At 68.1% G+C, this 25385-nt stretch carries 24 protein-coding genes; 8 read left to right on the top strand and 16 right to left on the bottom strand.

Going from position 1 to position 25385, the window contains the following annotated elements; all coding sequences use genetic code 11:
* Window positions 1-272 precede the first annotated feature (272 nt).
* The 5 genes from ACWGE0_RS39490 (at window position 273) to ACWGE0_RS39470 (ending at window position 7162) form a co-directional block, all read left to right on the top strand.
* The gene (locus ACWGE0_RS39490) at window positions 273-1790 is read left to right on the top strand and encodes an NCS1 family nucleobase:cation symporter-1 (protein ID WP_452265995.1); all 1518 of its coding nucleotides are present in this window, start codon (window positions 273-275) and stop codon (window positions 1788-1790) included.
* A complete protein-coding gene (locus ACWGE0_RS39485) occupies window positions 1787-2629 on the top strand; it encodes a nitrilase-related carbon-nitrogen hydrolase (protein WP_452265994.1) in 843 nt (280 codons plus the stop codon). The genes ACWGE0_RS39490 and ACWGE0_RS39485 overlap by 4 nt, the downstream gene beginning before the upstream one ends.
* A complete protein-coding gene (gene hydA, locus ACWGE0_RS39480) occupies window positions 2626-4011 on the top strand; it encodes a dihydropyrimidinase (RefSeq protein ID WP_452265993.1) in 1386 nt (461 codons plus the stop codon). Before ACWGE0_RS39485 ends, hydA begins: the two co-directional genes overlap by 4 nt.
* Window positions 4012-4026: 15 nt before the next feature.
* A complete protein-coding gene (locus tag ACWGE0_RS39475; protein ID WP_452265992.1) occupies window positions 4027-5019 on the top strand; it encodes a TIGR03842 family LLM class F420-dependent oxidoreductase in 993 nt (330 codons plus the stop codon).
* A gap of 64 nt (window positions 5020-5083) precedes the next feature.
* Window positions 5084-7162: a tetratricopeptide repeat protein gene (locus tag ACWGE0_RS39470; RefSeq protein ID WP_452265991.1), complete on the top strand. Its 2079-nt coding sequence runs from the start codon at window positions 5084-5086 to the stop codon at window positions 7160-7162.
* Between the two features lie 3 nt (window positions 7163-7165).
* Here the strand turns inward: ACWGE0_RS39470 and ACWGE0_RS39465 are convergent, their stop codons facing one another.
* From ACWGE0_RS39465 to ACWGE0_RS39420, 10 genes are all read right to left on the bottom strand, one after another.
* Window positions 7166-8113: an NUDIX hydrolase gene (locus tag ACWGE0_RS39465; RefSeq protein WP_452265990.1), complete on the bottom strand. Its 948-nt coding sequence runs from the start codon at window positions 8111-8113 to the stop codon at window positions 7166-7168.
* Complete coding sequence (locus ACWGE0_RS39460; protein ID WP_452265989.1) at window positions 8110-8238, bottom strand: hypothetical protein; 129 nt, start codon at window positions 8236-8238, stop codon at window positions 8110-8112. Before ACWGE0_RS39460 ends, ACWGE0_RS39465 begins: the two co-directional genes overlap by 4 nt.
* A gap of 184 nt (window positions 8239-8422) precedes the next feature.
* The gene (locus ACWGE0_RS39455; RefSeq protein WP_452265988.1) at window positions 8423-9535 is read right to left on the bottom strand and encodes a glycosyltransferase family 4 protein; all 1113 of its coding nucleotides are present in this window, start codon (window positions 9533-9535) and stop codon (window positions 8423-8425) included.
* Between the two features lie 30 nt (window positions 9536-9565).
* Window positions 9566-10468 carry a phosphatidylinositol mannoside acyltransferase gene (locus ACWGE0_RS39450; protein WP_452265987.1) on the bottom strand — a complete coding sequence of 301 codons (903 nt, stop codon included), beginning with the start codon at window positions 10466-10468 and terminating at the stop codon, window positions 9566-9568.
* Window positions 10465-11067: a phosphatidylinositol phosphate synthase gene (gene pgsA, locus ACWGE0_RS39445; RefSeq protein ID WP_166054740.1), complete on the bottom strand. Its 603-nt coding sequence runs from the start codon at window positions 11065-11067 to the stop codon at window positions 10465-10467. The genes ACWGE0_RS39450 and pgsA overlap by 4 nt, the downstream gene beginning before the upstream one ends.
* 198 nt (window positions 11068-11265) lie before the next feature.
* On the bottom strand, window positions 11266-12105 hold the full coding sequence (locus ACWGE0_RS39440) for a helix-turn-helix domain-containing protein (protein WP_319970822.1): 840 nt from the start codon (window positions 12103-12105) through the stop codon (window positions 11266-11268).
* 291 nt (window positions 12106-12396) lie between these two features.
* Entirely contained in the window at window positions 12397-12576 is a 180-nt protein-coding gene (locus tag ACWGE0_RS39435; RefSeq protein WP_452265986.1) for a hypothetical protein, read from the bottom strand.
* 71 nt (window positions 12577-12647) lie between these two features.
* On the bottom strand, window positions 12648-13196 hold the full coding sequence (locus ACWGE0_RS39430; RefSeq protein ID WP_452265985.1) for an HIT family protein: 549 nt from the start codon (window positions 13194-13196) through the stop codon (window positions 12648-12650).
* A complete protein-coding gene (gene thrS / locus ACWGE0_RS39425; RefSeq protein ID WP_452265984.1) occupies window positions 13193-15208 on the bottom strand; it encodes a threonine--tRNA ligase in 2016 nt (671 codons plus the stop codon). The genes ACWGE0_RS39430 and thrS overlap by 4 nt, the downstream gene beginning before the upstream one ends.
* Window positions 15209-15241: 33 nt before the next feature.
* Window positions 15242-15733, bottom strand: coding sequence for a GNAT family N-acetyltransferase (locus ACWGE0_RS39420; RefSeq protein WP_452265983.1), 492 nt, complete (start codon window positions 15731-15733; stop codon window positions 15242-15244).
* A gap of 124 nt (window positions 15734-15857) precedes the next feature.
* On the opposite strand from ACWGE0_RS39420, the gene ACWGE0_RS39415 reads away from it, so the two are divergent.
* Together ACWGE0_RS39415 and ACWGE0_RS39410 are read left to right on the top strand one after the other, a co-directional pair.
* Complete coding sequence (locus tag ACWGE0_RS39415) at window positions 15858-16166, top strand: hypothetical protein (RefSeq protein ID WP_452265982.1); 309 nt, start codon at window positions 15858-15860, stop codon at window positions 16164-16166.
* Between the two features lie 70 nt (window positions 16167-16236).
* Window positions 16237-16743, top strand: coding sequence for a hypothetical protein (locus ACWGE0_RS39410; RefSeq protein WP_452265981.1), 507 nt, complete (start codon window positions 16237-16239; stop codon window positions 16741-16743).
* Between the two features lie 149 nt (window positions 16744-16892).
* On the opposite strand, the gene ACWGE0_RS39405 is transcribed toward ACWGE0_RS39410, so the two are convergent.
* The 6 genes from ACWGE0_RS39405 to ACWGE0_RS39380 form a co-directional block, all read right to left on the bottom strand.
* The gene (locus tag ACWGE0_RS39405; RefSeq protein ID WP_452265980.1) at window positions 16893-18542 is read right to left on the bottom strand and encodes an AMP-binding protein; all 1650 of its coding nucleotides are present in this window, start codon (window positions 18540-18542) and stop codon (window positions 16893-16895) included.
* Window positions 18543-18727: 185 nt separating this feature from the next.
* A complete protein-coding gene (locus ACWGE0_RS39400; RefSeq protein WP_452265979.1) occupies window positions 18728-19426 on the bottom strand; it encodes a FadR/GntR family transcriptional regulator in 699 nt (232 codons plus the stop codon).
* Between the two features lie 4 nt (window positions 19427-19430).
* Window positions 19431-20198, bottom strand: a complete 768-nt coding sequence (locus tag ACWGE0_RS39395) for a 3-oxoacyl-ACP reductase (protein WP_452265978.1) — start codon at window positions 20196-20198, stop codon at window positions 19431-19433.
* A 27-nt stretch (window positions 20199-20225) separates the two neighbouring features.
* Window positions 20226-21578, bottom strand: a complete 1353-nt coding sequence (locus ACWGE0_RS39390; protein ID WP_452265977.1) for an aldehyde dehydrogenase family protein — start codon at window positions 21576-21578, stop codon at window positions 20226-20228.
* Entirely contained in the window at window positions 21575-22282 is a 708-nt protein-coding gene (locus tag ACWGE0_RS39385) for a gamma-glutamyl-gamma-aminobutyrate hydrolase family protein (RefSeq protein ID WP_452265976.1), read from the bottom strand. Before ACWGE0_RS39385 ends, ACWGE0_RS39390 begins: the two co-directional genes overlap by 4 nt.
* Entirely contained in the window at window positions 22269-23609 is a 1341-nt protein-coding gene (locus tag ACWGE0_RS39380; RefSeq protein WP_452265975.1) for a glutamine synthetase family protein, read from the bottom strand. The genes ACWGE0_RS39385 and ACWGE0_RS39380 overlap by 14 nt, the downstream gene beginning before the upstream one ends.
* Window positions 23610-23735: 126 nt before the next feature.
* Between ACWGE0_RS39380 and ACWGE0_RS39375 the strand changes: the two genes are divergently transcribed.
* The gene (locus ACWGE0_RS39375; RefSeq protein WP_452265974.1) at window positions 23736-25274 is read left to right on the top strand and encodes an amino acid permease; all 1539 of its coding nucleotides are present in this window, start codon (window positions 23736-23738) and stop codon (window positions 25272-25274) included.
* The last annotated feature ends 111 nt before the right edge of the window (window positions 25275-25385 follow it).

The following is a 25385-nucleotide window of genomic DNA, read 5'->3' as shown; positions in this document are numbered from 1 at the left end:
CAACTTCAAACAGCGCCGGCGAAACTCGTTGTTGCCGGGTGTGATCCCCCCGGCGTGGGGTCTGGGGGCTCGGCCCCCAGGAGACACGGCGGAAGAGACCGGCTGACGCTTTCCGTCAGCACACCTCTCCCACTCTGAAGCGACACAATGTGCGCGGATCATGACAAGCGTGGACACTCTGACACTGCCACACCTGCGGCAGCGGACCCAGGATTCCGGGATGGAACCGACCGCGTTCGCGTTGTTTCAGCAGCGTAACAGGGGGTTGAACGATGGCAGTTGAGTCCTCACCGCCCCAGGTCACACCTGACGGCCGCGTCGAACTGAGCGACGTGGGTCCCATCGAAGACAGCCGGTTCTACAACCCCGAGCTCGCGCCCGTGCCCATCGAGCAGCGGACGTGGACGACGTACAACTTCTTCGCGCTGTGGATGGGTATGGCGCACAACATCCCCAGTTACACGCTGGCCGCGAGTTTGATCGCGCTGGGCATGGACTGGATCCAGGCGTTCCTCACGATCACGCTGGGCAACCTGATCGTGCTGGTTCCCATGCTGCTCAACAGCCACGCCGGCACGAAGTACGGCATTCCGTTCCCGGTGTTCGCGCGCGCCTTCTACGGCATTCGGGGTGCCAACCTCGTCGCGCTGCTGAGGGCCTTCATCGCGTGCGCCTGGTTCGGCATCCAGACGTGGGTCGGTGGCAAGGCGCTGCACGTGATCATCGGCCGGCTGGCGGGTGACGGGTGGTCGAAGGCGTCCGCAGTCGGTGGGCAGCCGTGGACGTTGTGGTTGTGCTTCTTCGGGTTCTGGGTCGTGCAGATGCTGGTCATCTGGCGCGGCATGGAGGCGATCCGGCGATTTGAGAACTGGACGGCGCCGCTGGTCAGCGTCGGGTTCCTGATCCTGCTCGGGTACGTGCTGGTGAAGGCGGGCGGGTTCGGGCCGATCCTGCACCAGGGCAGCACGCTCGGCTGGGGTCCCGACTTCTGGAAGGTCTTCTTCCCCTCGCTGATGGGCATGATCGCGTTCTGGTCGACGCTGAGCCTCAACATGCCGGACTTCACGCGGTTCGGCGGCTCGCAGAAGAAGCAGGTGACCGGGCAGATCCTCGGTCTGCCGACCACGATGTCGTTCATCGCGATCGTCGCGATCCTGACGACGTCCGGTGCGCAGGCGCTGTACGGCGAGGCGATCTGGGACCCGGCGGACCTGGCGTCCCGGTTCGACAACACGCTGCTCGTGCTCATCGCGCTGATGTCGCTGGTGCTGGCCACCATCTCGGCGAACCTCGCGGCGAACGTCGTCAGCCCCTCCTACGACTTCTCGAACGCGTTCCCCAAGCGCATCACGTTCGCGATCGGCGGCCTGATCACCGGTGTGGTCGGCATCCTGATCCAGCCGTGGCGGCTGATCTCCGACCCGAGCATCTACATCTTCGCGTGGCTCGGGTTCTACGGCGGTCTGCTGGCGAGCGTGGCCGGGGTGTTCGTAGCCGGGTACTGGGTGATCAAGAAGACCCAGCTCGAGCTCGCCGACCTCTACCTCGACGGGCGGGGTGCGTACTGGTTCAACGGCGGCTGGAACTGGCGTGCTGTCGTGGCGACGCTCGTGGGCTCGGTGCTCGCGGTCGGCGGCGCCTACGGTGGGCCGTTCCCGGCTGATGGCTTGATTCCGTTCCTCAAGCCGCTCTACGACTACAACTGGGTCATCGGTTTCGCGGCCGGTTTCCTCGTTTTCTTTGCTCTCAGGGGCAACACGGAGAACACCGCAAAGGAGAAGACCAGGTGAGCAACATCATCCGAGCGGCGCTCGTCCAGCAGAAGTGGACGGGCGACAAGGAGTCGATGATCGCGAACGCGGTCGAGCACATCCGCAACGCCGCTTCCCAAGGCGCGCAGGTGTTGTGTCTCCAGGAGCTCTTCTACGGCCCGTACTTCTGCCAGGTGCAGGACGCGGACTTCTACTCCTACACCGAGTCGATCCCCGACGGCCCCACGACGGAGCTGATGAAGGAGGTCGCCGCGCAGAACAACATCGTGCTGATCGTGCCGATGTACGAGGTGGAACAGTCGGGCGTCTACTACAACACCGCCGCCGTGATCGACGCGGACGGCACCTACCTCGGCAAGTACCGCAAGAACCACATCCCGCAGGTCAAGGGTTTCTGGGAGAAGTTCTACTTCAAGCCGGGCAACCTCGGTTACCCCACGTTCGACACGGCGGTCGGCCGGATCGGCGTCTACATCTGCTACGAACGCCACTTCCCCGAGGGGTGGCGGGCTCTGGGGCTGGGCGGCGCGAAGATCGTGTTCAACCCGTCGGCCACCAGCAGGTCGCTGAGCGAGTACCTGTGGAAGCTGGAACAGCCCGCCGCGGCCGTCGCGAACGAGTACTTCGTCGGCGCGATCAACCGGGTCGGCGTGGAACCGTTGGGTGACAACGAGTTCTACGGGCAGACGTACTTCGTGTCGCCGCGCGGCCAGCTCGTCGGAGAAGCCGCGTCCGACACCGAGGAAGAGCTCGTGGTGCGCGACCTCGACCTGGACCTGCTGACCGAGGTCCGCGACACGTGGGCGTTCTACCGCGACCGCCGTCCCGACACCTATGAGGGCCTGGTGACGCCGTGAGTGTTCTGATCCGCAACGGCCTGGTCGTCAACGCGACCGGCTCGCACGCGGCCGACGTGCTGATCGACGGCGAGCACATCGCCGCTCTGGTCACGCCGGGGTTCGAGGTGCAGGCCGACGAGATCATCGACGCCGCCGGGAAGTACGTGATCCCAGGCGGGATCGACGTGCACACGCACATGGAGATGCCGTTCGGCGGCACCCAGTCCGCGGACACCTTCGAGACCGGCACGACCGCGGCGGCGTGGGGCGGCACCACCACGATCGTCGACTTCGCCGTGCAGCCCAAGGGAAGCAGTCTGCTGTCCACTCTGGACAAGTGGCACACCAAGGCGGACGGCAACTGCGCCGTCGACTACGGCTTCCACATGATCATCTCCGATGTGAACGACCAGTCGCTCAAGGAGATGGAATCCTGCATCGCGCAGGGCGTGAACAGCTTCAAGATGTTCATGGCCTACCCCGGCGTCTTCTACGCCACGGACGGCGAGATCCTGCGCGCCATGCAGAAGGCGCGCGAGACCGGCGCCACGATCATGATGCACGCGGAGAACGGCATCGCGATCGACCAGCTCGTCGCACAGGCGCTGGCCAACGGCCTGGGCGACCCGGTGCAGCACGGTCTGACCCGGCCGCCGGAGCTGGAGGGCGAGGCCACCTCGCGCGCCATCCAGCTGGCGAAGGTGACCGGTTCCCCGTTGTACATCGTGCACCTGTCGGCCGCTCAGGCGCTGGACGCGGTGACGGCGGCACGGGACACGGGCCAGAACGTGTTCGCCGAGACGTGCCCGCAGTACCTGTACCTGTCACTGGAGGACCTGGCCAGGCCGGGTTTCGAGGGTGCGAAGTACGTGGCCTCGCCTCCGTTGCGCCCCAAGGAACACCAGTCGTCGCTGTGGCGCGGGCTGCGCACCAACGACCTGTCCGTCGTGAGCACCGACCACTGCCCGTTCTGCTTCAAGGACCAGAAGCAGCTGGGCGTCGGCGACTTCTCCAAGATCCCCAACGGCATGCCGGGCGTCGAGCACCGCGTCGACCTGCTGCACCAAGGAGTCGCGAAGGGCGAGATCACCCGCGAACGCTGGGTCGAGATCGTCTCCACGACCCCGGCGCGGATGTTCGGCATGTACCCGCGCAAGGGCGTGATCGCACCGGGCGCCGACGCGGACGTCGTGATCTACGACCCCGCGGCGACCCAGACGATCTCCGCCGAAACCCACCACATGGCCGTGGACTACTCGGCCTACGAGGGCTTCGAGGTCGCGGGCAAGGTGGACACCGTGTTCTCGCGTGGCCGCAAGGTGATCGCCCACGGCGCCTACCACGGCTCGACGGGGCACGGCCGGTTCGTGTCCCGCGACCTCAACCAGTACCTCGTCTGAGAAAGGGCGTCATCCGTGGACTTCGGCATCGTGCTGCAGACCGACCCGCCGGCGCGGGACGTGGTGGAGGGCCTCCGTGCCGCCGAGGACTGCGGCTTCCGCTACGGCTGGACGTTCGACTCCTGCGTGCTGTGGCAGGAACCGTTCGTCATCTACTCGCAGGTGCTGGCCGCGACCAAGGACCTGGTCATCGGCCCCATGGTCACCAATCCGTCCACTCGCGACTGGTCGGTGACGGCATCGCTGTTCGCGACGCTGAACGACATGTTCGGCAACCGCACGGTCTGCGGCATCGGCCGGGGCGACTCGGCCCGCCGCGTGATCGGGCAGAAGCCGGCAACGCTCGCGACCCTGGGCGACGCGATGCACGTGATCAAGGAGCTCGCCGAGGGACGCGAGGTCGAGCACCACGGCACACCTGTGCGGATTCCGTGGGTGCGCAACGGAAAACTCGAGATGTGGATGGCCGCGTACGGTCCCAAGGCGCTGAAGATGGTCGGCGAGCAGGCCGACGGTTTCATCCTGCAGACCGCCGACCCGGACATCGCGCGCTGGACGATCGGCTCGGTCCGCGAGGCAGCGGTCGCCGCCGGGCGTGATCCGTCGGCCATCACGATGTGCGTGGCGGCACCTGCCTACGTCGGGACTGATCTCCCCCATCAGCGGGATCAGTTGCGGTGGTTCGGCGGGATGGTCGGCAACCACGTCGCGGACCTCGTGGCGCGGTACGGGGACTCGGGCGCCGTGCCCAAGGCCCTGACCGACTACATCAAGGACCGCGAGGGTTACGACTACTCCCACCACGGCAAGGCGGGCAACCGGTCGACCGACTTCGTGCCGGACTCGATCGTCGACCGCTTCTGCCTGATGGGACCGGAGTCCGCGCACGTCGAGCGGTTGCAGGAGCTCAAGGAGATCGGCGTCGACAACTTCGCGTTGTACCTGATGCACGACGAGAAGGACAAAACCCGCGACGCCTACGGTTCCGCGGTCATCTCGGCCGTGTAGACACTGATCGGCCGTGTCCGCGGGTTCGGCGGACACGGCCGATCTGTTTCGGTTTAATGGTTTGATGTCTGACGAAGCCGAGCCGCTGTCCGTGCGGAACACCGTGCACGGCGACGTGCACGGCGACAACGTGCAGATCGGCTACATCGGCGGCGACTTCACGCTGCACCAGCACGCGAAAACGCGACCTCCCGCCGAGCTGCCGCTGCGGATCGGTGTGGTGCCGCAGCGGCCGGCTTCCTTCCAGCACCGGCCGCACGCCATCGGCGACTTCGTCACCGTGTTCACCGGAATGGGTGGCGTGGGCAAGACCCACCTCGCCGCCGACCTGGTCCAGCGCGTCTGGGACCAGGGCGTGATCAAGCTGCTGATCTGGGTCACGGCCAGCTCGCGCGAGGCGATCGTCTCCACCTACGCCGAGGCCGCGGCCGAGCTCACCGGGCGGGACGACCTCGGACCGGAGCGGGGCGCGCGCAGGCTGCTGGAGTGGCTGGCGCGCAACGAGGTGTCGTGGTGCGTGGTGCTCGACGACCTCCAGGACCCCGCCGACCTCGACGGGCTGTGGCCGCCGAGCTGCCTCAACGCCAAAGTGCTGGTCACGACCCGGCGCCGGGACGCGGCCCTGCTGGCGGACGGACGGCTGGTGGTCGAGGTCGACACCTTCAGCGAGACCGAGGGGCTCGCCTACCTCCAAGCCGTGCTGGGAGGTCAGCCGTCGTTGCTCGACGGTGCTGCCGAGGTCGCGCACGCGTTGGGCGGCCTGCCGGTGGCACTGGCCCAGGCCGGCGCGTACGTCCTGGACCGGCACCTCACCTGCGCGGAGTACCTGGCGAGGCTCCGGTTCCGCAAGGGCGACGCGGACGAGCACCAGGCCGCGGTGGCGGCGACCTGGGCGTTGTCGATGGAGCAGGCCGAACTGCTGCGGCCGCGCAAGGTCGCCGGGCGGCTGCTCGACCTCGCGAGTGTCCTGTCCCCCAACGGCATTCCGCTCGCCGTGCTCACCGGGCCGTCCGTGCGGGACCACCTCGCCTCGGCCACGGGCTACCGGCTCGACGAGGCCGGCGTGCGGGACGTGCTCGCCGGCCTGCACCGGCTCAGCCTGATCACGCTGGACAGCGGCGAGGTGCGGATCCACGGCCTGGTACAGCGCGCCCACCGCGACACGTGGAACACCAAGCAGGAGAAGAAGGTCGTCCGTGCCGCCGCCGACGCGCTGGAGGACATCTGGCCGGCGGCCGCCGCCGAACGCAGCGACGACTGGGGAAACGTCCTGCGCACGAACGCCAAGGCGCTCGTCGCCGCCGGTGCCACGCACCTGCAGGGCAAGGACCCGCACATGCTGCCGACCACGCTCGGCAACAGCCTCGGGTTCTGCGGGCTCGTCGCGGAGGCCGCGGACCACTTCGACCGCCTCTACCAGGCGGCGGTCCAGAGCAGCGGCCCGTACGACTTCTTCGCGCTGGCCGCGCTGAGCCACCGGGCCCAGTGGCGGCGCAAGGCAGGCGATCTGGCCGGTGCCCTCGCCGACTTCGAGCAGCTCTTCTCCAACCACCACCGGGTCCGGCGCGGCGACCGCACCAACATGCTCATGATCGTGATGACCTCCCAGCACGACTACGCGAACCTGCGCGCGCAGACCGGTGACGTGGCCGGTGCCATCGCCGAGCTGGAGCAGCTCCTCGCCGTGTACCACCAGGTCTACGGACCGGACAGTCCGGACGCGTTGGCGGTCCAGCACGACATCACGTCGTACCGCGCCGAACTCGGTCCCTCCAGCGATTCGCTGGCCGAGCTCGAACAGCTGCTCGCCGTGCAGCTCCGGGCGAACGGGCCTGACGACGTCCGCACACTGGCGGCCCGGCACAACCTCGCGTGCGCCCGAGCCGAAACCGGTGACGTGGCCGGTGCCATCGCCGACCTCGAGCAGCTCGTCGCCGATTCGACCAGGGCGCAGGGCCCCGACCATCCGCGGACCCTGACCACCCGGTCCGTTCTCTGCGACGCTCGCGCGATGGCAGGAGATCGCGGACGTGCGCTGGCGGACTTCGAGGTCCTGCTCGCCGATCGCATCAGGGTGCTCGGTCCCGGCCATCCCGACGTCGAGGCCACTCGTGGCGCGATGGCTTTCTGGCAGCAGGCCTGAAGGTCAGCGGACCGTGCGGGTCTCGCCGTTCCACTCCTCGCCGAGGGTCGGCAGGAGTTCGGCCAGCTGCACCGGATACACGGTGTCCTCTGTGGACTCCAGCTCCGCCGCGGTCCACCAGCGGTAGGCCGAGATGCTGTGTTCCTCGACGTCGTTGAACCCCGAGGTGTCGACCTCGAGCCCGTCCACGGACGCGTGGAAGAACCACTCCTCCGCGTCGAAGGTCTGGCCGTCGAAGCTGAACACCGCGCGACGGCGCCAGATCGGGCCGGTCAACTGTTCCGGCGCGAGCTTCACGCCGGTCTCCTCGAACGCCTCGCGCACGGCCGTGTCGCGCAGTTCCTCGCCGTCCTCGACGCCGCCGCCGACGGTGAACCAGAAGAGTTCCTGCGGTCGTGCGGGGTCGAAACCCTGGAACAGCAACACACGACCGGCGGTGTCGGTCAGGACGACCCTGGCCGACGGGCGGGGCGTGAGCATCACGGCGGCCGACGGGGCGGTGGGCTCGGCGATCTCGAAGTACGACGGCTGGGGCGCGGTGCCGGCGAGGCGCAGCCAGCGCACGACGCGGCGGCGGCGCTGCAACAACGTGTCGCGCACGGCGTCGTTGTGCACGCGGCGGGCGAGCATGACGCGTTCCTCGGCGTCGGACAGTTCGGCGGCCAGAGCGGCTGGCAGTGCCGTGCGGTCCAGGGCGCCCAGCAGGCCGGAGAGCTCGTTCTCGGCGAGCTCGCGTTCGGCACGGGTCGCGGACTCGGCTTTGGACGCCGCCGCCGACAGTTCGGGGTCGAGCAGGGCGCGGGTCACGACGGCGCGGCGGGCCAGTGCGGCGTCGACGGCGGCCCAGGCGGCGTCGGTGCGGACGTGCAGGCGGTCGAGGCGGTTCGCGATCGACAGGATCCAGGCGGCCAGCAGGAGCGTGACCAGCACGATGATCAGCGCCGTGGTCACGCCTCGCTCACCCCGCACGGGTCAGCCGCGAGCATCCTGGCGGCGAGCAGCGCGGTGCCCACGCCTCGCGCATACCGGCACGGGTCAGCGGCAGGCAGGCTGGCGGCAAGCAGCGCGGTGCTCATACCTCGCCACCCCGACACGGGTCAGCGGCAGGCAGGCTGGCCGCGAGCAACGCGGTGCTCATACCTCGCCCACCCCGACACGGGTTAGCCGCGAGCATCCTGGCGGCGAGCAGCGCGGTGCTAACGCCTCGCCCACACCGGCAGGGGTCAGCGGCGGGCAGGCTGGCGGCGAAGAGCACAGCGGTCACGCCTCGCTCACCCGGCGCGGGTCGGCGGCGATGGCGGTCTCGTAGACGCGCAGCACCTGGCTCGCGACGACGGACCAGTCGAAGGCTTGCACGCGTTGGGAAGCGATGTCGACGTACTCGGCGCGCAGAGCGGAGTCGTGCAGCACCGAGCGGAGTGAGTCGGCGAGGGCCTTGGCGTCGCCGACGGGAAACAGCTCGCCCGCCTTGCCGTCGTCCAGCACGCGGCGGAACGCGTCGAGGTCGCTCGCCACCACCGCGGTGCCGGCGGACATGGCCTCGGTGAGGATGATGCCGAAGGACTCGCCGCCGGTGTTCGGGGCGACGTAGACGTCGACGCTGCGCAGCATCCTGGCCTTCTCGACGTCGTCGACCTGGCCGAGCAGGTCCACGCGATCGGCGAACGGCCCGTCGAACGACGTCTCGCCGCGGCCCACGACCAGCAGGCGCAGGTCGGGGAACTCGTCCGCGATCAGCCCGAACGCCTCCCACAGCAACGGCATGCCCTTGCGCGGCTCGTCGTAGCGGCCGACGAACCCGATGGTGCCGCCCGGCCGCGGGTAGCCGTCCAAAGTGGACGCCGAGGCGAAGAAGTCGACGTCGACGCCGTTCGGGATCTCCACCGCGTCACCGCCGAGGTGCTCGACCTGGACGCGCCGGGCCAGTGCCGACACGGCGATGCGGGCGGTGACCTTCTCCAGGAACGGCTGCAAGAAGCCCTGGAGCGCCGACAGCATCTTGGAACGCGGCGTCGAGGTGTGGAACGTGGCGACGATCGGACCGTCGGCGACCACCAGCGCCAGGAACGACAGCGATGGCGCCGTGGGCTCGTGCAGGTGCAGGACGTCGAAGTCGTGGTCGTCGATCCAGCGGCGCACACGCGCGTACGAGACGGGGCCGAAACTGAGGCGCGCCACGGATCCGTTGTACGGGATGGCCACCGCGCGGCCCGCAGAGGTGACGAACGAGGGCAGTTCCTGGTCGTCGTCGGCGGGAGCGAGGACGTCCACCGTGTGCCCGAGGCCGATGAGTGCGCGCGCGAGGTCGACGACGTGGGCCTGCACTCCCCCCGGCACGTCCAAGGAGTACGGGCAGACGATACCGATCTTCACCTGGCCACGACCTTCACCCGACCACGACCTTCACCGCGAGAGCCTCCTGGCGAGCGCGGCCCGCCGGCTCTCCGGCAGGTCGGCGAGCCAAAGCTGCTGCAGCATGTGCCAGTCGGCGGGGTGGGCGGCGATGTCGGCGGCGAACACGTCCGCGACGGCCTGCGTGGCGGCCTGCACGGTGCTGACCTTGATCGGCGGGTGGATGCGGAAGTGCCAGCCGTCCTCGGTGAACCAGCAGCCGACCGGGAGCAGCGCGGCTCCCGTCGTGGCGGCCAGATGCGCGGGACCGGCGGGCATCAGCGTCTGTTCGCCGAAGAACGTCACGGGAACGCCGGACGAGGTCAGGTCGCGGTCGGCGAGCAGGCACACGACCTTGTTGGCCCGCAGGCGTTCGGCGAGCACCGTCGCGGGTGGACGGTCGCCGCCGTTGAGCGGCAGCACCTCGAACCCGAGGGTCTCGCGGAACTCCACGAACTTGCGGTACAGCGACTCGGGCTTCAACCGCTCGGCAACGGTCGTGAACGTGCCGGAGTGCCCGACCAGCCAGACGCCGGCCATGTCCCAGTTGCCGCTGTGCGGAAGGGCGACGACCGCGCCGGTGCCTTCCTGCAGCGCCGCGTCGAGGTTCTCGACGCCGGACACCTGCGAGTTGCACTTCTCGTAGGCGGCGCGGAGGTCCATCGACGGCAGCCGGAACGCCTCGCACCAATAACGCGCGTACGACCGCAGCGAATCGCGCACGAGTTCGTCGAGCTCTTCCTCGCCCGCCTGCGGCACGACCCGGCGCAGGTTCGTGCGCAACTGCTCGACGCCCGCGCCCTTGCGTTTCGCCGCGTAATCGGCGCCCGCCTGGAACAGCGCACGGGCCCACGACTGCGGCAACAACCGAATCAGCCGCCACCCGGCGGTGTATCCGAGGGTCGCGAGGTTCACGCGGCCTCCCGCGCCGACTTCGCCACGGCGAAGATCCGCTGCAGCACCGTCGCCACGGTCATGACCGCGAGCAGCCACAACGAGATGTCCATCAGGTACGGCACGCCCAGCCCCTGCACGCCGGCCCCGACCAGGGCGACGATGAACCGCTCCGCCCGCTCGGCCAGGCCACCGTCCGCGCTCAGGCCGGACGCGTCGGCGCGCGCCTTCACGTACGAGATGACCTGTGAGGCGACCAGGCAGATGAACCCGGCGGCGGCGGTCCAGCGGTTGCCGGTGTCGAACGCGTACCAGGTGAGCGCGGCGAACAGCGCCCCGTCCGCGATGCGGTCGCAGGTGGCGTCGAGCACGGCACCGAACTTCGTGGGCCCCTGCGCGCGGGCCATGGCCCCGTCGATCAGGTCGAGCAGCACGAAGAACGTCACGAGCGCGCAGCCGAGGAACAGCTGCCCGCGGGGGATGAACCACAGCGCGCTGGCGACGGCACCGATCGTGCCGGCCACCGTGACGGCGTTGGGCGTGAGGCCACGCGCCAGCAGCCACGCCCCGATCGGATCGGTGACGCGCGAGACGGACGCGCGGGCAAAGATGTTCAGCATGGCGTGTCGCAGCCTAGCTGGACTGGTGAAACGCGCTGCTCGCGGGTGAGGGGCCGGGCCTTGCGGAGTTGGCCGGGCGAGAAACAGGCGCGGCGACGTGTCAGCCGAACCGCGAGCCCCCTGAAACATCCCCCAAAGCCGAGAAGCTGGCTGGCGAGCACTGTCCGGTGATTGACAGCACCCGCGAGCGAACCCTCTCTAACCGAGCCGGCGGTGATCCTCGGCGATGCGTTTCAGCAACGCCTGCAACTCCTCTCCCCGAACCGCCAGTCTCTCCAGCCGTCCGAACAACGCGAGGTACTCCCGCACGTCGAGCGGATCGGTGATGGTCGCGTTGCCGGTCAGCACGCTGACCGTGACAACGCGCTCGTCGTAGATGTGGAAACCGTGCAGGGCGACCACGTTCGCGTCAGCCGACCACGGCACAACACCGAGGCGTACGTTCGGGCGGCGCTGTATCGCGGCCAGGTGTTCCACCTGTTCCGCCATCAGGTCCGCCGAACCCATTCGCCAGCGCAGCGCGCTCTCGGAAAGCAAGAACACGAACTGCTTGGCCAAGTCGTCCATCCGGGAACGCCGGATGCGCAGGGCGGCCACCGCGGCCTCCTGCTCCGACTGCGGCATCGTCCCCAGCACCACCCGCAGGTAGGACTCGGACTGCAACAACGCGGGAACCAGGTTTACCTGGAAGAACCTCGATGTCGCCGCCCGCGCCTCCACGCGGCTGATCGTCTGCTGGTGGCGGTGCGCCCCTCGGTGCAGCACGACGCGGCGGGTTTCCGCCTCCGCGTGCAGCGACCTGGCGAGTTCGACCAGTTCGATGCGCGTCTCTCTCGTCGCGGAGAGTTCCGCTACGAGACGCTCCACGTCGGTGACGGACGGGAGCAGCATGCCGTTCTCGATCTTCGACAGCTTGGACTGGCTCATCCCGGTGGCACGGGCGGTGGCCGTGCCGGTCATCTTCGCCTCGGTGCGCAACCGGCGTAACTCACGCGAAAGCCGTTCTCTCGCTAATCGCGAACGCTCAGGTGCGGTCATGTTCGCACCGTAACCATCTGCACACGTTGAGACGATCGGCCATCGGCGGGGACTTGACTCGCAGTTGACACCTCCAGGTGGGTGATCTCACGCACCTGGAATCGTTTTGTGCTGGCGTTACGTCTCGATCGGTTGACCAGAAACACCCAAAAGTTGTAACCGGACCATTCCCTGCGACGTGGAAACCACGCGGATTGTCCTACCCGGACAACCCGGCGTGGCTTTTGTCACTCTTTTGTCCAGGAATTGGTACGGATTTCAATCACACCACCGGCTAAACGCGGCGTTTAGTCAAACGGACTTACGTCCGCGCAATACCGCACGCACACCGAACCCGATGGCGCCGAGGATGAGCAAGAAGCCGATGAGCCCGAGACCCGGCGCGTCGTCGTAATCGGCGTACATGATGGCGCCGACGCCCAGAGCGACGACGAGGACACAACCCACCAAGGGCAGCAGCAGTCTAGGCATAGATCGACTATCGCCCGCCATCTATCGAAAGTCAACAGATAGCGAGCGCAAGTCGATCAATCCGGCCTAGTTCAGCCGACCGCCTTCCAGCCGTCGGCCAGCAGCTGACGGGTCTCCCCCAGCAGCTGCGGCAGCACTTTGGTGTGCCCGATGACCGGCATGAAGTTCGCGTCCCCGCCCCACCGCGGCACGACGTGCTGGTGCAGGTGCGCGGCAATCCCGGCGCCTGCGACGACACCCTGGTTCATGCCGACGTTGAACCCGTGCGGCGCCGCCACGTGCCGCGCCACCCGCATCGCCTTCTGCGTGAACGCGGCGAACTCCGCGGTCTCCGAGAGAGTCAGGTCCGTGTAGTCCGGCACGTGCCGATACGGCAGCACCATCAGATGACCGGGGTTGTACGGGTAGAGGTTCAAAACAGCGAAGACCTCGGCACCGCGAGCGATGATCAGCCCGTCCGAGTCGTCCAACTCGACAACGCGGCAGAACGGGCAGCCGGAAGGTTCGTCGCCGTCCGCCTTGCCCTCGCCCTTTACATAGGACAAGCGGTGCGGAGTCCACAAACGCTGCAAAGCGTCGTGGACCCCGACACCGTCCTGTTCCGAGAACTCGGACGTCACGAGAGCAGTTCCGCCGTGGGCGAGGCGTTCTCCCGGCGCCCGACCCACTCGACGATCTGCTCCACCGCCCGATCCACCGGCACACCGTTGATCTGCGTGCCGTCCCGGAACCGGAACGACACCGCGTTCGCTTCCACGTCCTTGGCGCCGGCCAGGAGCATGAACGGCACCTTCTGCATGGTGTGGGTGCGGATCTTCTTCTGCATGCGGTCGTCGGAGGCGTCGATCTCGACCCGGATGCCCGCCTTCTTCAGCACCTCGCGCACCGCGAACAGGTGATCGGCGTTCTCGCTGGTCACCGGGATGCCCACGACCTGCACCGGAGCGAGCCACGCCGGGAACGCGCCCGCGTAGTGCTCGGTCAGCACGCCGAAGAACCGCTCGATCGAGCCGAACAGCGCGCGGTGGATCATGATCGGCTGCTGACGCGAGCCGTCCGGCGCGGTGTACTCGAGCTCGAACCGCTTGGGCTGGTTGAAGTCCAGCTGGATGGTCGACATCTGCCACGAGCGGCCGATGGCGTCCTTCGCCTGCACGGAGATCTTCGGGCCGTAGTACGCGGCGCCACCGGGGTCCGGGACCAGCTCCAGGCCGGAGTCGACCGCGGCCTGGCGCAGCGTCTCGGTCGCCTCCTCCCACTCCGCGAGGTCGCCGATGAACTTCGGCGAGTCGTCGCGGGTGGAGAGCTCCAGGTAGAAGTCGCTCAGGCCGTAGTCGGCGAGCAGGTCGAGCACGAACTTGAGCAGCGACCGCAGCTCGCCCGGCATCTGCTCCTTGGTGCAGTAGATGTGCGAGTCGTCCATCGTCAGGCCGCGCACGCGGGTGAGGCCGTGCACGACGCCGGACTTCTCGTACCGGTAGACCGTGCCGAACTCGAACAGGCGCAGCGGCAGCTCGCGGTACGAACGCCCGCGCGACCTGAAGATCAGGTTGTGCATCGGGCAGTTCATGGCCTTGAGGTAGTAGTCCTCGCCCTCGAACTCGATGGGCGGGAACATCGTGTCCGCGTAGTACGGCAGGTGACCGGAGGTGTGGAACAGCCCGCTCTTGCTGATGTGCGGGGTGTTCACGAACTCGTAGCCGGACTCCTCGTGCCGGACGCGCGCGTAGGTCTCCAGCTCGCGCCGGATGATGCCGCCCTTGGGGTGGAACACGGCCAGGCCGGAGCCCAGCTCGTCCGGGAAGCTGAAGAGGTCCAGCTCGACGCCCAGCTTGCGGTGGTCACGCCGCTCGGCCTCCGCGATGCGCTCCAGGTACGCGTCGAGGGCCTCCTGCGACTCCCACGCGGTGCCGTAGATGCGCTGCAACTGCGGGTTGTTCTCGTTGCCGCGCCAGTACGCCGCCGCGACGCGGGTCAGCTTGAACGCCGGGATGTGCTTGGTGGTCGGCACGTGCGGGCCGCGGCACAGGTCGCCCCACACCTGCTCACCGGTGCGCGGGTCGAGGTTGTCGTAGATCGTCAGCTCGCCGCCGCCGACCTCCATGATCTCGCTGGTGTCGACATCGCTCTTGATGTCGACGAGCTCCAGCTTGAACGGCTCGGACGCCAGCTCGGCCTTCGCGGAGTCGATCGACTCGACCACGCGGCGGGAGAACCGCTGCGAACCCTTGATGATCTGCTTCATGCGCTTCTCCAGCGCCTGCAGGTCCTCGGGCGTGAACGGCTTCTCGACCTGGAAGTCGTAGTAGAAGCCGTCCTTCACGGGCGGGCCGATGCCGAGCTTGGCCTCGGGGAACTGCTGCTGCACCGCCTGCGCCAGCACGTGCGCGGCGGAGTGGCGGATGACGCTGCGGCCGTCCTCGGTGTCCGCGGCGACCGCCTCGACCTCGACCTCGACCTGCGGGATCCACGACAGGTCGCGCAGGTGGCCCTCGGCGTCCTTCACGACCACGATCGCGTCGGAGCCCTTGCCGGGAAGACCGGCCTCGCGCACGGCCGTGCCCGCCGTAGTCCCCGCCGGAACCACCACGCGGGGCGGGTTCTGGGCGACTGCTGGGCTCGACTCGGACACGGTGACTCCTAGCTGGAAGTTTGTGATTGCGGATCAGATGTTATCGGTGCTCAAGATGGACATGACGATGGCGTCGTAGAACTCCCCGTCCCAGAGCAGGGCGTCCCTCAACCGGCCCTCCTCGCGGAAGCCGAGCTTCTGGTAGACGTGGATCGCCCGGTCGTTGAACTCGTACACCTCCAGGTCGACCCGGTGCAGGTTCCGCTCGCCGAACGCGTGGTCCAGGACGTGCCGGATCGCGATGGTGCCGTAGCCCTTGCCGAACCCGTCCCACAACGCGATCCGCATGCCCGCCGACCGGTTGTGCTCGTTGATGGTGAGCACGACCTCGCCGAGGAACCGGCCGTCCTCGGTGATGGCACGGGTGTAGCGGTTCGGGTCGTTGAGCGTCCGCTCGATGTAGGCCTCGTAGTCCTCCAGCGTGAAGGTCCCGTGCGTGCCGGTGAAGCGGTTGACCTCGTCGTTCTGCGGGCCACCGGCGAGCATCTGCGGGGCGAACTCCGGTCGGAGGGGTACGAGTTCCATGCCTCTATCGAACCGCGCACGGGCAAGCGGTTTCTGCTCGCGGCACGTGCGCGGCAGATACGTAGACGCTTCTGAGTGGTTTTTCGGATGCGTCTCGGTGGGCGGGGCGAGCACTCTGTGTGCCGTGACCGCTGAATGGAGCACCGACATGCACGACCAGGTCGTTGAATGCCCGGTTCACCTCACTGAGTCCAACCGGGGCGAGTTGCGCCTGCTGTACGTAGACCTGCGTGACCACTACGCACGGCGCGACGCCCGCGATGGCACGCGCACGACGCTGCACTTCGTGTGGTCGGGCGTGCTCGATCCTGAGCTTTTCGGCGCGACCTACGCCGACCAGCGGCACGTCTTCATCGGTTCCCGGCCCGTGATCAACTCCGCGCGAGGCGCTGACCTGCCGGAATCGCTGCGCCACGGCGTCTGCACTGCCTGATCCACCGCCTTCAGGAAACGAACAGGCGGCTGTCAGGCTCAGCTCAGCCGAACGGCGCATCGTTGAGGACATGAGCGAGCAGGGACAGACGCCTCCCCCGCGGGAGCCGTCGCAGGATCGGGCACAGAACGAACCTCGGGCCGACCAGCCCGCACCGGACCAGGCCACCACCCCGCTGCCGGCCGACGCGGCGGCGACTCCTGGCCAGCAGCCCGCCCCGGAGCAACCGGCGGCGACGGCGGCAGAACCTCCACCCGCCGCAGCACCACACGCTGCTCCGGCGGCCGAGACACCGGCGGCACCCGTTCCGGCTCCGGTACCGGCCGGCCGTGGCCGAGTGAGGCGAGTCGCGGGACACCGCGCCACCCAGCTGGTGGCCGTGGGACTCCTCGGGCTCGTCCTCGGCGGCGGCATCGTGGGAGCGATCGCGGCCAACCGCGGTGATCACCGCGGCGGCGGCCCCGGCCACGTCCGGATGTACGAGCGCGGCGACCGCGGTCCTGACCGCGGTGGCGACCGGTTCGAGCAGCGCGGCCCGTTCGGCGAGGGCCGCGGCGGCGACCGCTTCGAGCGGTAACCCCGACCGAGCGCGCGACTCACGTTTCTGCCCGAGTCCCCGACGACGTGAGTCGCGCGCTCCCCAAAGTCAGGAACGCACGCCACCGCTGGATTAGTCCCCCTCGTTCTGCGGTGGCGTGCGTTCCGTCGTAACGCCTGGGTTCTGTTCTAGTTCGAGTGCGGCTGCGGCCCGAGCCTGATCGCCAGCAGCTGGCGCCGCAGCACCTTCCCGGTCGCGTTGCGCGGCAGCTTCGGCACGACCACGACCTCGCGCGGGACCTTGTGCCGCGCCAGCCGGGTCCGCACGAACTCGCGCAGCTCCCGCACGTCGATCCGAGCGCCCGCGACCGGCACCACGAACGCGCGCAACCGTTGCCCGTACTCGGGATCCGGCACGCCGAGCACCGCCGCGTCACGCACCCGGTAGTGCGTCATGAGCAGGTTCTCCACCTCGACCGGGTACACGTTCTCGCCGCCGGACACGATCATGTCGTCCTCGCGGCCGTCGAAGTACAGCCGGCCGCTCGGGTCGAAGTGACCCAGGTCGCCGGTCGCGACGAGACCGTCGATGCGTTCCTTCTGCGAGCCGTCGGTGTACTCGTCGACGGTCAGCGAGCCGCGCACGAAGATCCGGCCCGTCACGAACGACCGGGTGATCCGGTTGCCGTCCTTGTCGTAGATCCGGACGATGCAGTTGTGCGGTGGCATGCCGACACTCGACGGCGAGGCCGCCAGGTCCTCCGGCGTGGCCACGGTGGCGACCGCGACCTCCGTTGAGCCGTAGAGGTTGTAGAGCACCGGTCCCAGCAACGCCTGGGTGCGCTGCACGAGATCCGTCGGGATCACGGAACCGGAGCAGAACACGACGCGCAGGTGGCTCAGGTCGAACGAGTCGATCACGGACCGGTCCAGCTCCATGATCCGCTGCAGCATCGTCGGCACCATCACGATCGTCGTGCAGCGCTGCCCCTGCACCGACCACAGCGTCTTGCGCGGGTCGAACCGGCGTTGCAGCACCGCGCGCGAGCCCAGCGACATGGCGAGCGTCAGGTGCGAGTAGCCGACCGAGTGGAAGATCGGCGCGGCGATGAACGTCGATTCGTTGGAGTGCATAGGGATGCGGTCGAGGAAGTCGGACGCCGTCAGCACCGACTTGATCTCGCGGGCCGTGCCCTTCGGTACGCCGGTCGTTCCGGAAGTCAGCTGGATGACCACGCCCGGTTCGCGCGGCGGCTCCAGCTCACCGCGCGGTGCCTTGGCCACCAACTGGTCCAGCGTCGGTGTGCGGCGGTCGAGTCCGTCGCGCGACCACGCGAGCCAGCGCGGGATCGACGGCGGCAGCTGGTGGAACAGCGGGGTGAACTCTTCATCGTGAATGACGAGCGACGCGCGTTCACGTTGCAGGAGATCCAGAACCACCGGCGCGGCGAACCCCGTGTTCACCAACAGCACGCGCACGCCGAGCTTCGCGCACGCCAGCAGCGACTCGACCATCCCGCGGTGGTTGCGGCACATCAGCGCGACGATGTGGGTGTGCTGCACCCCCAGCGAGCGCAGACCCTGTGCGATCGCGTTGGAGCGCCGGTCGAGCTGGCGGTAGGTCACCGAGCCGCGTTCGTCGACGATCGCGACACCGTCCGGGTTCAGCAGGACGGACCGGCGCAGTGCTGTGACGTTCGGTCCCCAGACCTTGACCTCTTTCAACGCCTGCATGGACATCTTGAAGTTCGTGAGACTGACCATGCCCGCGGCGGACAAGACACGGAGTGAGTGCACCCGGCCCATGGCGTCGCGAAACACCTTGCGCAACCTTGGCATCAACAGCTCCTCGCGCTGCAAGTCCCCGAGGTATTCGGACGGTAACTGTCCGCAAGGCTCACGCCAAGTGTTGTTCCATGCGGAATTCGCATGACAACGGGACATTTGAACCTGTAAACGTTTTCACGTTGCTCGTTCCAGGCGGTGATCCTTCCACGCTGGTGCGTTCGCGGGAGTCTGACCGGTCAGACCAAGAAGCCGCGCAGCAGGGACGCGGTTCCGTCGAGGTGCTCTGCCATCGCCTGGCGCGCCGAGACCGGGTCTCCGTCCAAAATGGAGGCGATGATGCGCTCGTGCTGGGCGTTGGAGTGCGCGAGGTTGGGTTCGAGCAGCGGGATGCCGTCCAGCAGCTCGTTGGCCCGCATCCGCGACTCGGCGACGGCCGCGGTGAGCGACGCCGACCCGGTGGCCTCGGCGATCGCGAGGTGCAGCCGGGAGTCCTTGCGCCGGTACTCCCCCACCGAAGCCGTCGACGCTTCCTCCAGCCGGGCCCGCAGCCCGCGTCGTTCGGCGGGCCCGAGCGACCGGCCCGCCGCCGTTTCCGCGGCACCGGTCTCCAGGACCTTCCGCAACGTCAGCGCGTCGTGGATGTCGCCGAACTCCTTGCCGGGAGCGGGCTTCGGGATCACGGCGTTGACGAACGTGCCGCCGTACCGTCCTCTTCGGGACTCGACGTAGTGGTTCTCCTGCAGCGACCTGATGGCCTCGCGCACGGTCACCCGGCTCACGCCGAGCCGGGTGGCGAGTTCCCGTTCGGACGGCAGCCGTTCGCCCGGCGCGACGACGCCGAGCCGGATGGCCTGCATGAGCCGTTCGACGGTCTCTTCGAAGGCGTTGCCCGCCCGCACGGGGCGGAACAACGCCTCCTGCGCGTGTTCCATCATGTCGTTAGAGCGGTGTCACGTACGCGCCGGCGATGCCGCCGTCCACGAGGAAGTTCGACGCCGTCATGAACGACGAGTCGTCGGACGCCAGAAACGCGACCGCGGCGGCGATTTCCTCGGGTTCGGCGAACCGACCGAGCGGTACGTGCACGAGACGCCGGGCGGCCCGCTCCGGGTCCTTCGCGAACAGTTCCCGCAACAACGGGGTGTTGACCGGCCCGGGCGACAACGCGTTGACGCGGATGCCCTCGCGCGCGAACTGCACACCGAGCTCACGCGACATCGCCAGCACGCCGCCCTTCGACGCCGTGTAGGAGATCTGGGACGTCGCCGCGCCCATCGTCGCGACGAACGACGCGGTGTTGATGATCGAGCCCTTGCCGTTGGCCTGCATGTGCGGCAAGGCGTACTTGCAACACAAATAAACCGACGTGAGGTTCACCTTCTGCACGCGCTCCCACGCCTCGATGCCCGTCGTCAGGATCGAGTCGTCGTCGGGCGGCGAGATACCGGCGTTGTTGAACGCGATGTCCAGCTTGCCGTAAGTGTCCACAGTGGTCTGGAACAGCGCTTTGACCTGTTCCTCGTCGGTCACGTCGACCTGGACGAACAGTCCGCCGACCTCGTCCGCGGCCGCCTTGCCCGCGTTCGGGTCGACATCGGCGACGACGACCTTCGCGCCCTCGCTCGCGAACCTGCGCACGGTCGCGAGTCCGATGCCGCTGCCGCCACCCGTCACGACGGCCACGCGGCCCTCGAGTCGCTGCACCATCTCTGTTCTCCTCAGGTTCGCCATGAATCAGGTTGCGATGAAGACGTTCTTGACATCGGTGAAGGAGTCCAGCGCGTCCGGGCCGAGTTCCCGGCCGAGACCCGACTGCTTCACGCCACCGAACGGCGTCCAGTAGCGGACGGACGAATGCGAGTTGACAGACAGGTTTCCGGCCTCGATCGCCCGTGAGACGCGGATCGCGCGGCCGACGTCGTTCGTCCAGATCGAACCGGACAGCCCGTACTCGGAGTCGTTCGCGATCCTGATCGCGTCGGCCTCGTCGGTGAACGGCAGCACCACGACGACCGGTCCGAAGATCTCCTCGATGACCGTCCGGTCGCCGGGTTCAGGAGTGAGAACCGTCGGCGGGAACCAGAATCCCGGTCCGTCCGGCGCCGAACCGCGGAACGCGACAGGGGCGTCGTCTGGCACGTAAGACGCGACCTTGCCGAGGTGCGCCGCGGTGATGAGCGGCCCCATCTCGGTCGCCTCGTCGCCGGGCTCGCCGACCTTCACGCCCTTCACAGCGGGCTCCAGCAGTTCCATGAACCGGTCGTAGACGCTGGCCTGCACCAGGATCCGCGACCGGGCGCAGCAGTCCTGCCCGGCGTTGTCGAACACCCCGTACGGCGCGGTCGCGGCCGCCTTCTCGAGGTCGGAGTCCGCGAAGACGACGTTGGCGGACTTGCCACCGAGCTCCAGCGTCACCCGCTTCACCTGGTCCGCGCAGCCGGCCATGATCTGCTTGCCGACCTCGGTCGAGCCGGTGAAAACGACCTTGCGCACCAACGGATGCGTGACGAACCGGTTGCCGACGACGCTGCCCTTGCCGGGCAGCACCTGGAACACGCCCTCCGGCAGGCCGGCCTCCAGCGCGAGCTCGCCGAGGCGGATCGCGGTCAGCGGCGTCACCTCGGCGGGCTTCAGCACCACCGTGTTGCCGGCGGCCAGCGCGGGCGCGAACCCCCAGCCGGCGATCGGCATCGGGAAGTTCCACGGCACGATCACGCCGACGACGCCGAGCGGTTCGTGGAACGTGACGTTGAGCCCGCCGGGCACCGGGATCTGCTTGCCGAACAACCGTTCCGGCGCGGCCGAGTAGTACTGCAGCACGTCCCGGACGTTGCCGGCCTCCCAGCGGGCGTTGCCGATGGTGTGCCCGGAGTTCTCGACCTCCAGCCGCGCCAGTTCCTCGTTGTGCGCGTCGACCAGCTCGGCGAACTTGCGCAGCAGCCGGCCGCGATCGCCGGGGGCGACGTTCCGCCAGCTCTCGAACGCCTTCTGCGCCCGGACGATCGCCGCGTCCGTCTCTTCGAGAGAGGTGTGCGGTACGGACCGCACGACCTTCTCGGTGGCGGGGTTGATGACGTCAAAGGTCACGACGCTTTACTCCTGTCGATGCCTTGGGCGGCTGCCACTAGCGCTTCGAACAGCCTCAGGTCCTCGGTGTCCTGCTCGGGGTGCGACTGCACGCCGACGACGAACCGCGCGCCTGCCAGTTCGACGGCCTCGACCGTGCCGTCGGGCGCCGCGGCGGTGACGCGCAGTCCGTCCGCGACCCGGTCCAGCGACTGGTGGTGATGGCACTGCACGGTCGTCGCGTCGCCGAGAACGTCGTGCAGCTTCGAGTCTCCGACGACCTCGATGTCGGTGTGCTCGAAGACGCCCGGCGCGGGGTTGTGGCCCTCGATGTGCTGGTGCAGCGTGCCGCCCAGCGCCACGTTGAGCACCTGCATGCCCCGGCACACGCCGAGCACCGGCAGGTCGAGCTTCAGCGCGGCGTCGACCAACGCGAACTCGGCGTCGTCGCGGTCGCGGCGCGGTTCGCCGGTCATCTCGTGCTTCTCGGCACCGTAGGCGGCGGGGTCGACGTCCGCGCCGCCCGCGATCACCAGTCCGTCCAGGAACGCGATGCTCTCGGCGGTCCAGGTGCCGACCGGCGGCAGCATGACCGGGTTGCCGCCCGCCTGGACCACGCAGTCGAGGTAACCGCGGTAGAGCACCGCGGCTTCCACGTCCCAATGCCCGAAACGCGTGCGCTCCAGGTAGGTGCTGATGCCGATGAGTGGCTTAGAGGCGCTCAAACCCGCGTACCTTCTCCCAGTCCGTGACCGCCGCCTCGAACGCTTCGAGCTCGATCTTCGCCGCGTTCAGGTAGTGGTCGACGACCTCCTTGCCGAACGCCGCCTGCGCGATCTCGCTGGCCGCGAAGAGATTCGCCGCCTCCTTGAGCGTGGTCGGCACGGTCGGCCGGTCCGAGGCGTAGGCGTTGCCGACGAACTCGTCCTCCAGCGCCAGCTTCTGCTCGACACCGTGCAGGCCGGCCGCGATCAGCGCCGCCACCGCGAGGTACGGGTTCACGTCACCGCCGGGCACCCGGTTCTCGAACCGCAGCGACTGGCCGTGGCCGACGACCCGCAGCGCGCACGTGCGGTTGTCGCGACCCCACGCCACCGCGGTCGGCGCGAACGAACCCTTCACGTAACGCTTGTAGGAGTTGATGTTCGGCGCGAGGAAGTAGGTGAACTCGCGCAACGCCGCGAGCTGCCCGGCGAGGAAGTGCTTCATCATCTCGGACATGCCCTGGCCCTCGGCGAACACGGGCTCGCCGTCCTTGGAGCGCAACGACAGGTGGATGTGGCAGGAGTTGCCCTCGCGTTCGTTGTACTTCGCCATGAACGTGAGCGACTTGCCCTGCTGTGACGCGATCTCCTTGGAACCGTTCTTGTAGATGGCGTGCTGGTCGCACGTCCGCAGCGCCGTCGTGTACCGGAACGCGATCTCGTGCTGGCCTGGGTTGCATTCGCCCTTGGCCGACTCGACGACCATGCCCGCGCCCGTCATGCCGTTGCGAATGGCCCGCAGCAACGGCTCAACGCGCGCGGTGCCGAGCAATGAGTAGTCGACGTTGTACTGGTTCGACGGCGTGAGGTTGCGGTATCCGGCGTTCCAGGCCTGCTCGAACGTGTCGTCGAAAACGATGAACTCGAGCTCGGTGCCGACGTAGCACTCCAGTCCGAGCGCGGCCAGCCGGTCGAGCTGCCTGCGCAGGATCTGCCGCGGCGAGGCGACGACGGGATCGCCGTTCTCCCAGACGAGATCGCACATGATCAGTGCGGTGCCCTCCTGCCACGGCACCCTGCGCAGCGTCTCGACGTCCGGCTTCATCACGAAGTCGCCGTACCCGCGGTCCCAGCTGGACATCTCGAAGCCGCTGACCGGGTTCATCTCGACGTCGACGGCGAGCAGGTAGTTGCAGCCCTCCGCGGAGTGGCCGAGAACCTCGTCGAGGAAGTACTGCGCGGCACACCGCTTGCCCTGCAGGCGACCCTGCATGTCCACGATCGCGACCAGCACGGTGTCGATCTCACCGCTGTCCACGGCCTCGCGCAATTCCTCGACGGTCAGCATCTCGGCGTTCCTCCAAAGGTATGCCTGCGAGCCATTGGCGGGACCATCTTGACACCACCAGGTGCTGAGCGCCACCCTCGACCACCGTCTAAAGGACTGGACGGAGTCCAAATGAGGAGGACGCCGATGAGTCACGAAGCAGACAGTCCCCCCACCGCGCCACGGTCGGCCGACGAGCAGCGGCTGCACGAGCTCGGCTACGCCCAGGAGCTGTCCCGGACCATGTCCGGGTTCTCCAACTTCGCCGTCTCCTTCACGATCATCTCGATCCTGTCCGGCTGCCTGACCCTCTACGGCTTCGGCATGAACACCGGCGGTCCCGCGATGATCGTCTGGGGCTGGCCGTTCGTCGGCCTGATGACCCTGATCGTGGGCCTCGCGATGGCGGAGGTCTGCTCCAGCTTCCCGACCGCGGGCGGGCTGTACTACTGGGCCGCGAAGCTCGCACCGAGCAACGGCGCCGCGTGGTCGTGGTTCACCGGCTGGTTCAACTTCCTCGGCCAGGTCGCGGTGACCGCGGGCATCGACTTCGGTGCCGCGTTCTTCATCAACGCTTTCCTCGATCTCCAGTTCGGTTACGCCGCAACGCCTCCGCACACGATTCTCATCTTCGGCGTCGTGCTGGTGCTGCACGGGTTGCTCAACACGTTCGGTGTCAAGATCGTCGCACTGCTCAACGACATCAGCGTGTGGTGGCACATCGCCGGCGTACTGATCATCGTCGGCGCACTGGTGATCCTGCCGTCCGAGCACCAGTCCGCCTCGTTCGTCTTCACGCACTTCGTCAACAACACCGGCTGGTCGTCGGCGTTCTACGTCGGCATGCTCGGCTTGTTGCTGGCGCAGTACACCTTCACCGGCTACGACGCCTCGGCGCACATGACCGAGGAAACGCACGACGCGGCCCGCAGCGGCCCGCGCGGCATCGTGATGTCGATCGTGGTGTCGCTCATCGCGGGCTGGGTGCTGCTGGTCGGCATCACCTTCGCGATCCGCGACTACGACGGCGCCATCGCCAGCTCGACCGGCGTGCCCCCGGCGCAGATCTTCATCGACGCGCTCGGCGTCACCGGCGGCAAGCTGTTGCTGCTCATCGCGATCGGCGCCCAGCTGTTCTGCGGCATGTCGTCGGTCACCGCGAACTCGCGGATGATCTACGCCTTCTCGCGGGACGGCGCGCTGCCCGCGTCGAGGATCTGGCACAAGATCAACAAGCGCACCCGGACGCCCACCAACGCGATCTGGCTCGCCGCGGGTGGCGCGTTCGTGCTCGGCCTGCCGTACCTGTGGAACGCGACGGCGTACGCGGCCGTCACGTCGATCGCGGTGATCGGCCTCTACATCGCCTACGTGCTGCCGACGCTGCTGCGGTTGCTGCAGGGCGAGAACTTCCAGCGCGGACCGTGGCATCTGGGCAAGTGGAGCAGGCCCATCGGCGTCGTCGCGGTGGCGTGGGTCGTGTTCATCACCGTGCTGTTCATGCTGCCCCAGGCGAGCCCGGTGACGGCGAAGACGTTCAACTACACGCCGATCGCAGTGCTCGTGGTGCTCGGGTTCGCGGGCATCTGGTGGCTGGTCTCCGCCCGGAAGTGGTTCAAGGGCCCCAAGGTCCAGGGCACTCCGGAGGAACTGGCCGCGATCGAGCGGGATCTCGACTCCGTGTGAGCAGGCGAGCGTTGATCCTCGGCGGCACGGCCTCATCGGCCGTGCCGCCGCGGGGCGCCCGCGGGCGGACGCCGTGCCCCAAAAGAGGTGCGACAACCCCAAACACGTGCA

It is taken from the genome of Lentzea sp. NPDC054927 (assembly GCF_053610285.1).
The sequence above is the reverse complement of the archived record's forward strand: the minus strand, read 5'-3'. Positions and strand labels throughout refer to the sequence as shown.

Bases quoted from the DNA above. Each gene is read 5' to 3' on its own strand.
- ACWGE0_RS39470 (WP_452265991.1), top strand. From the start codon at position 5,084: ATGTCTGACGAAGCCGAGCCGCTGTCCGTGCGGAACACCGTGCACGGC.
- pgsA (WP_166054740.1), bottom strand. From the start codon at position 11,067: ATGCTGAACATCTTTGCCCGCGCGTCCGTCTCGCGCGTCACCGATCCG.
- ACWGE0_RS39460 (WP_452265989.1), bottom strand. From the start codon at position 8,238: ATGAGCACCGCGCTGCTTGCCGCCAGCCTGCCTGCCGCTGACCCGTGC.
- ACWGE0_RS39395 (WP_452265978.1), bottom strand. From the start codon at position 20,198: ATGGTGCAGCGACTCGAGGGCCGCGTGGCCGTCGTGACGGGTGGCGGC.
- ACWGE0_RS39400 (WP_452265979.1), bottom strand. From the start codon at position 19,426: ATGATGGAACACGCGCAGGAGGCGTTGTTCCGCCCCGTGCGGGCGGGC.
- ACWGE0_RS39410 (WP_452265981.1), top strand. From the start codon at position 16,237: ATGAGCGAGCAGGGACAGACGCCTCCCCCGCGGGAGCCGTCGCAGGAT.
- ACWGE0_RS39380 (WP_452265975.1), bottom strand. From the start codon at position 23,609: ATGCTGACCGTCGAGGAATTGCGCGAGGCCGTGGACAGCGGTGAGATC.
- ACWGE0_RS39420 (WP_452265983.1), bottom strand. From the start codon at position 15,733: ATGGAACTCGTACCCCTCCGACCGGAGTTCGCCCCGCAGATGCTCGCC.
- ACWGE0_RS39440 (WP_319970822.1), bottom strand. From the start codon at position 12,105: ATGACCGCACCTGAGCGTTCGCGATTAGCGAGAGAACGGCTTTCGCGT.
- ACWGE0_RS39405 (WP_452265980.1), bottom strand. From the start codon at position 18,542: ATGCCAAGGTTGCGCAAGGTGTTTCGCGACGCCATGGGCCGGGTGCAC.
- ACWGE0_RS39375 (WP_452265974.1), top strand. From the start codon at position 23,736: ATGAGTCACGAAGCAGACAGTCCCCCCACCGCGCCACGGTCGGCCGAC.
- ACWGE0_RS39490 (WP_452265995.1), top strand. From the start codon at position 273: ATGGCAGTTGAGTCCTCACCGCCCCAGGTCACACCTGACGGCCGCGTC.
- ACWGE0_RS39435 (WP_452265986.1), bottom strand. From the start codon at position 12,576: ATGCCTAGACTGCTGCTGCCCTTGGTGGGTTGTGTCCTCGTCGTCGCT.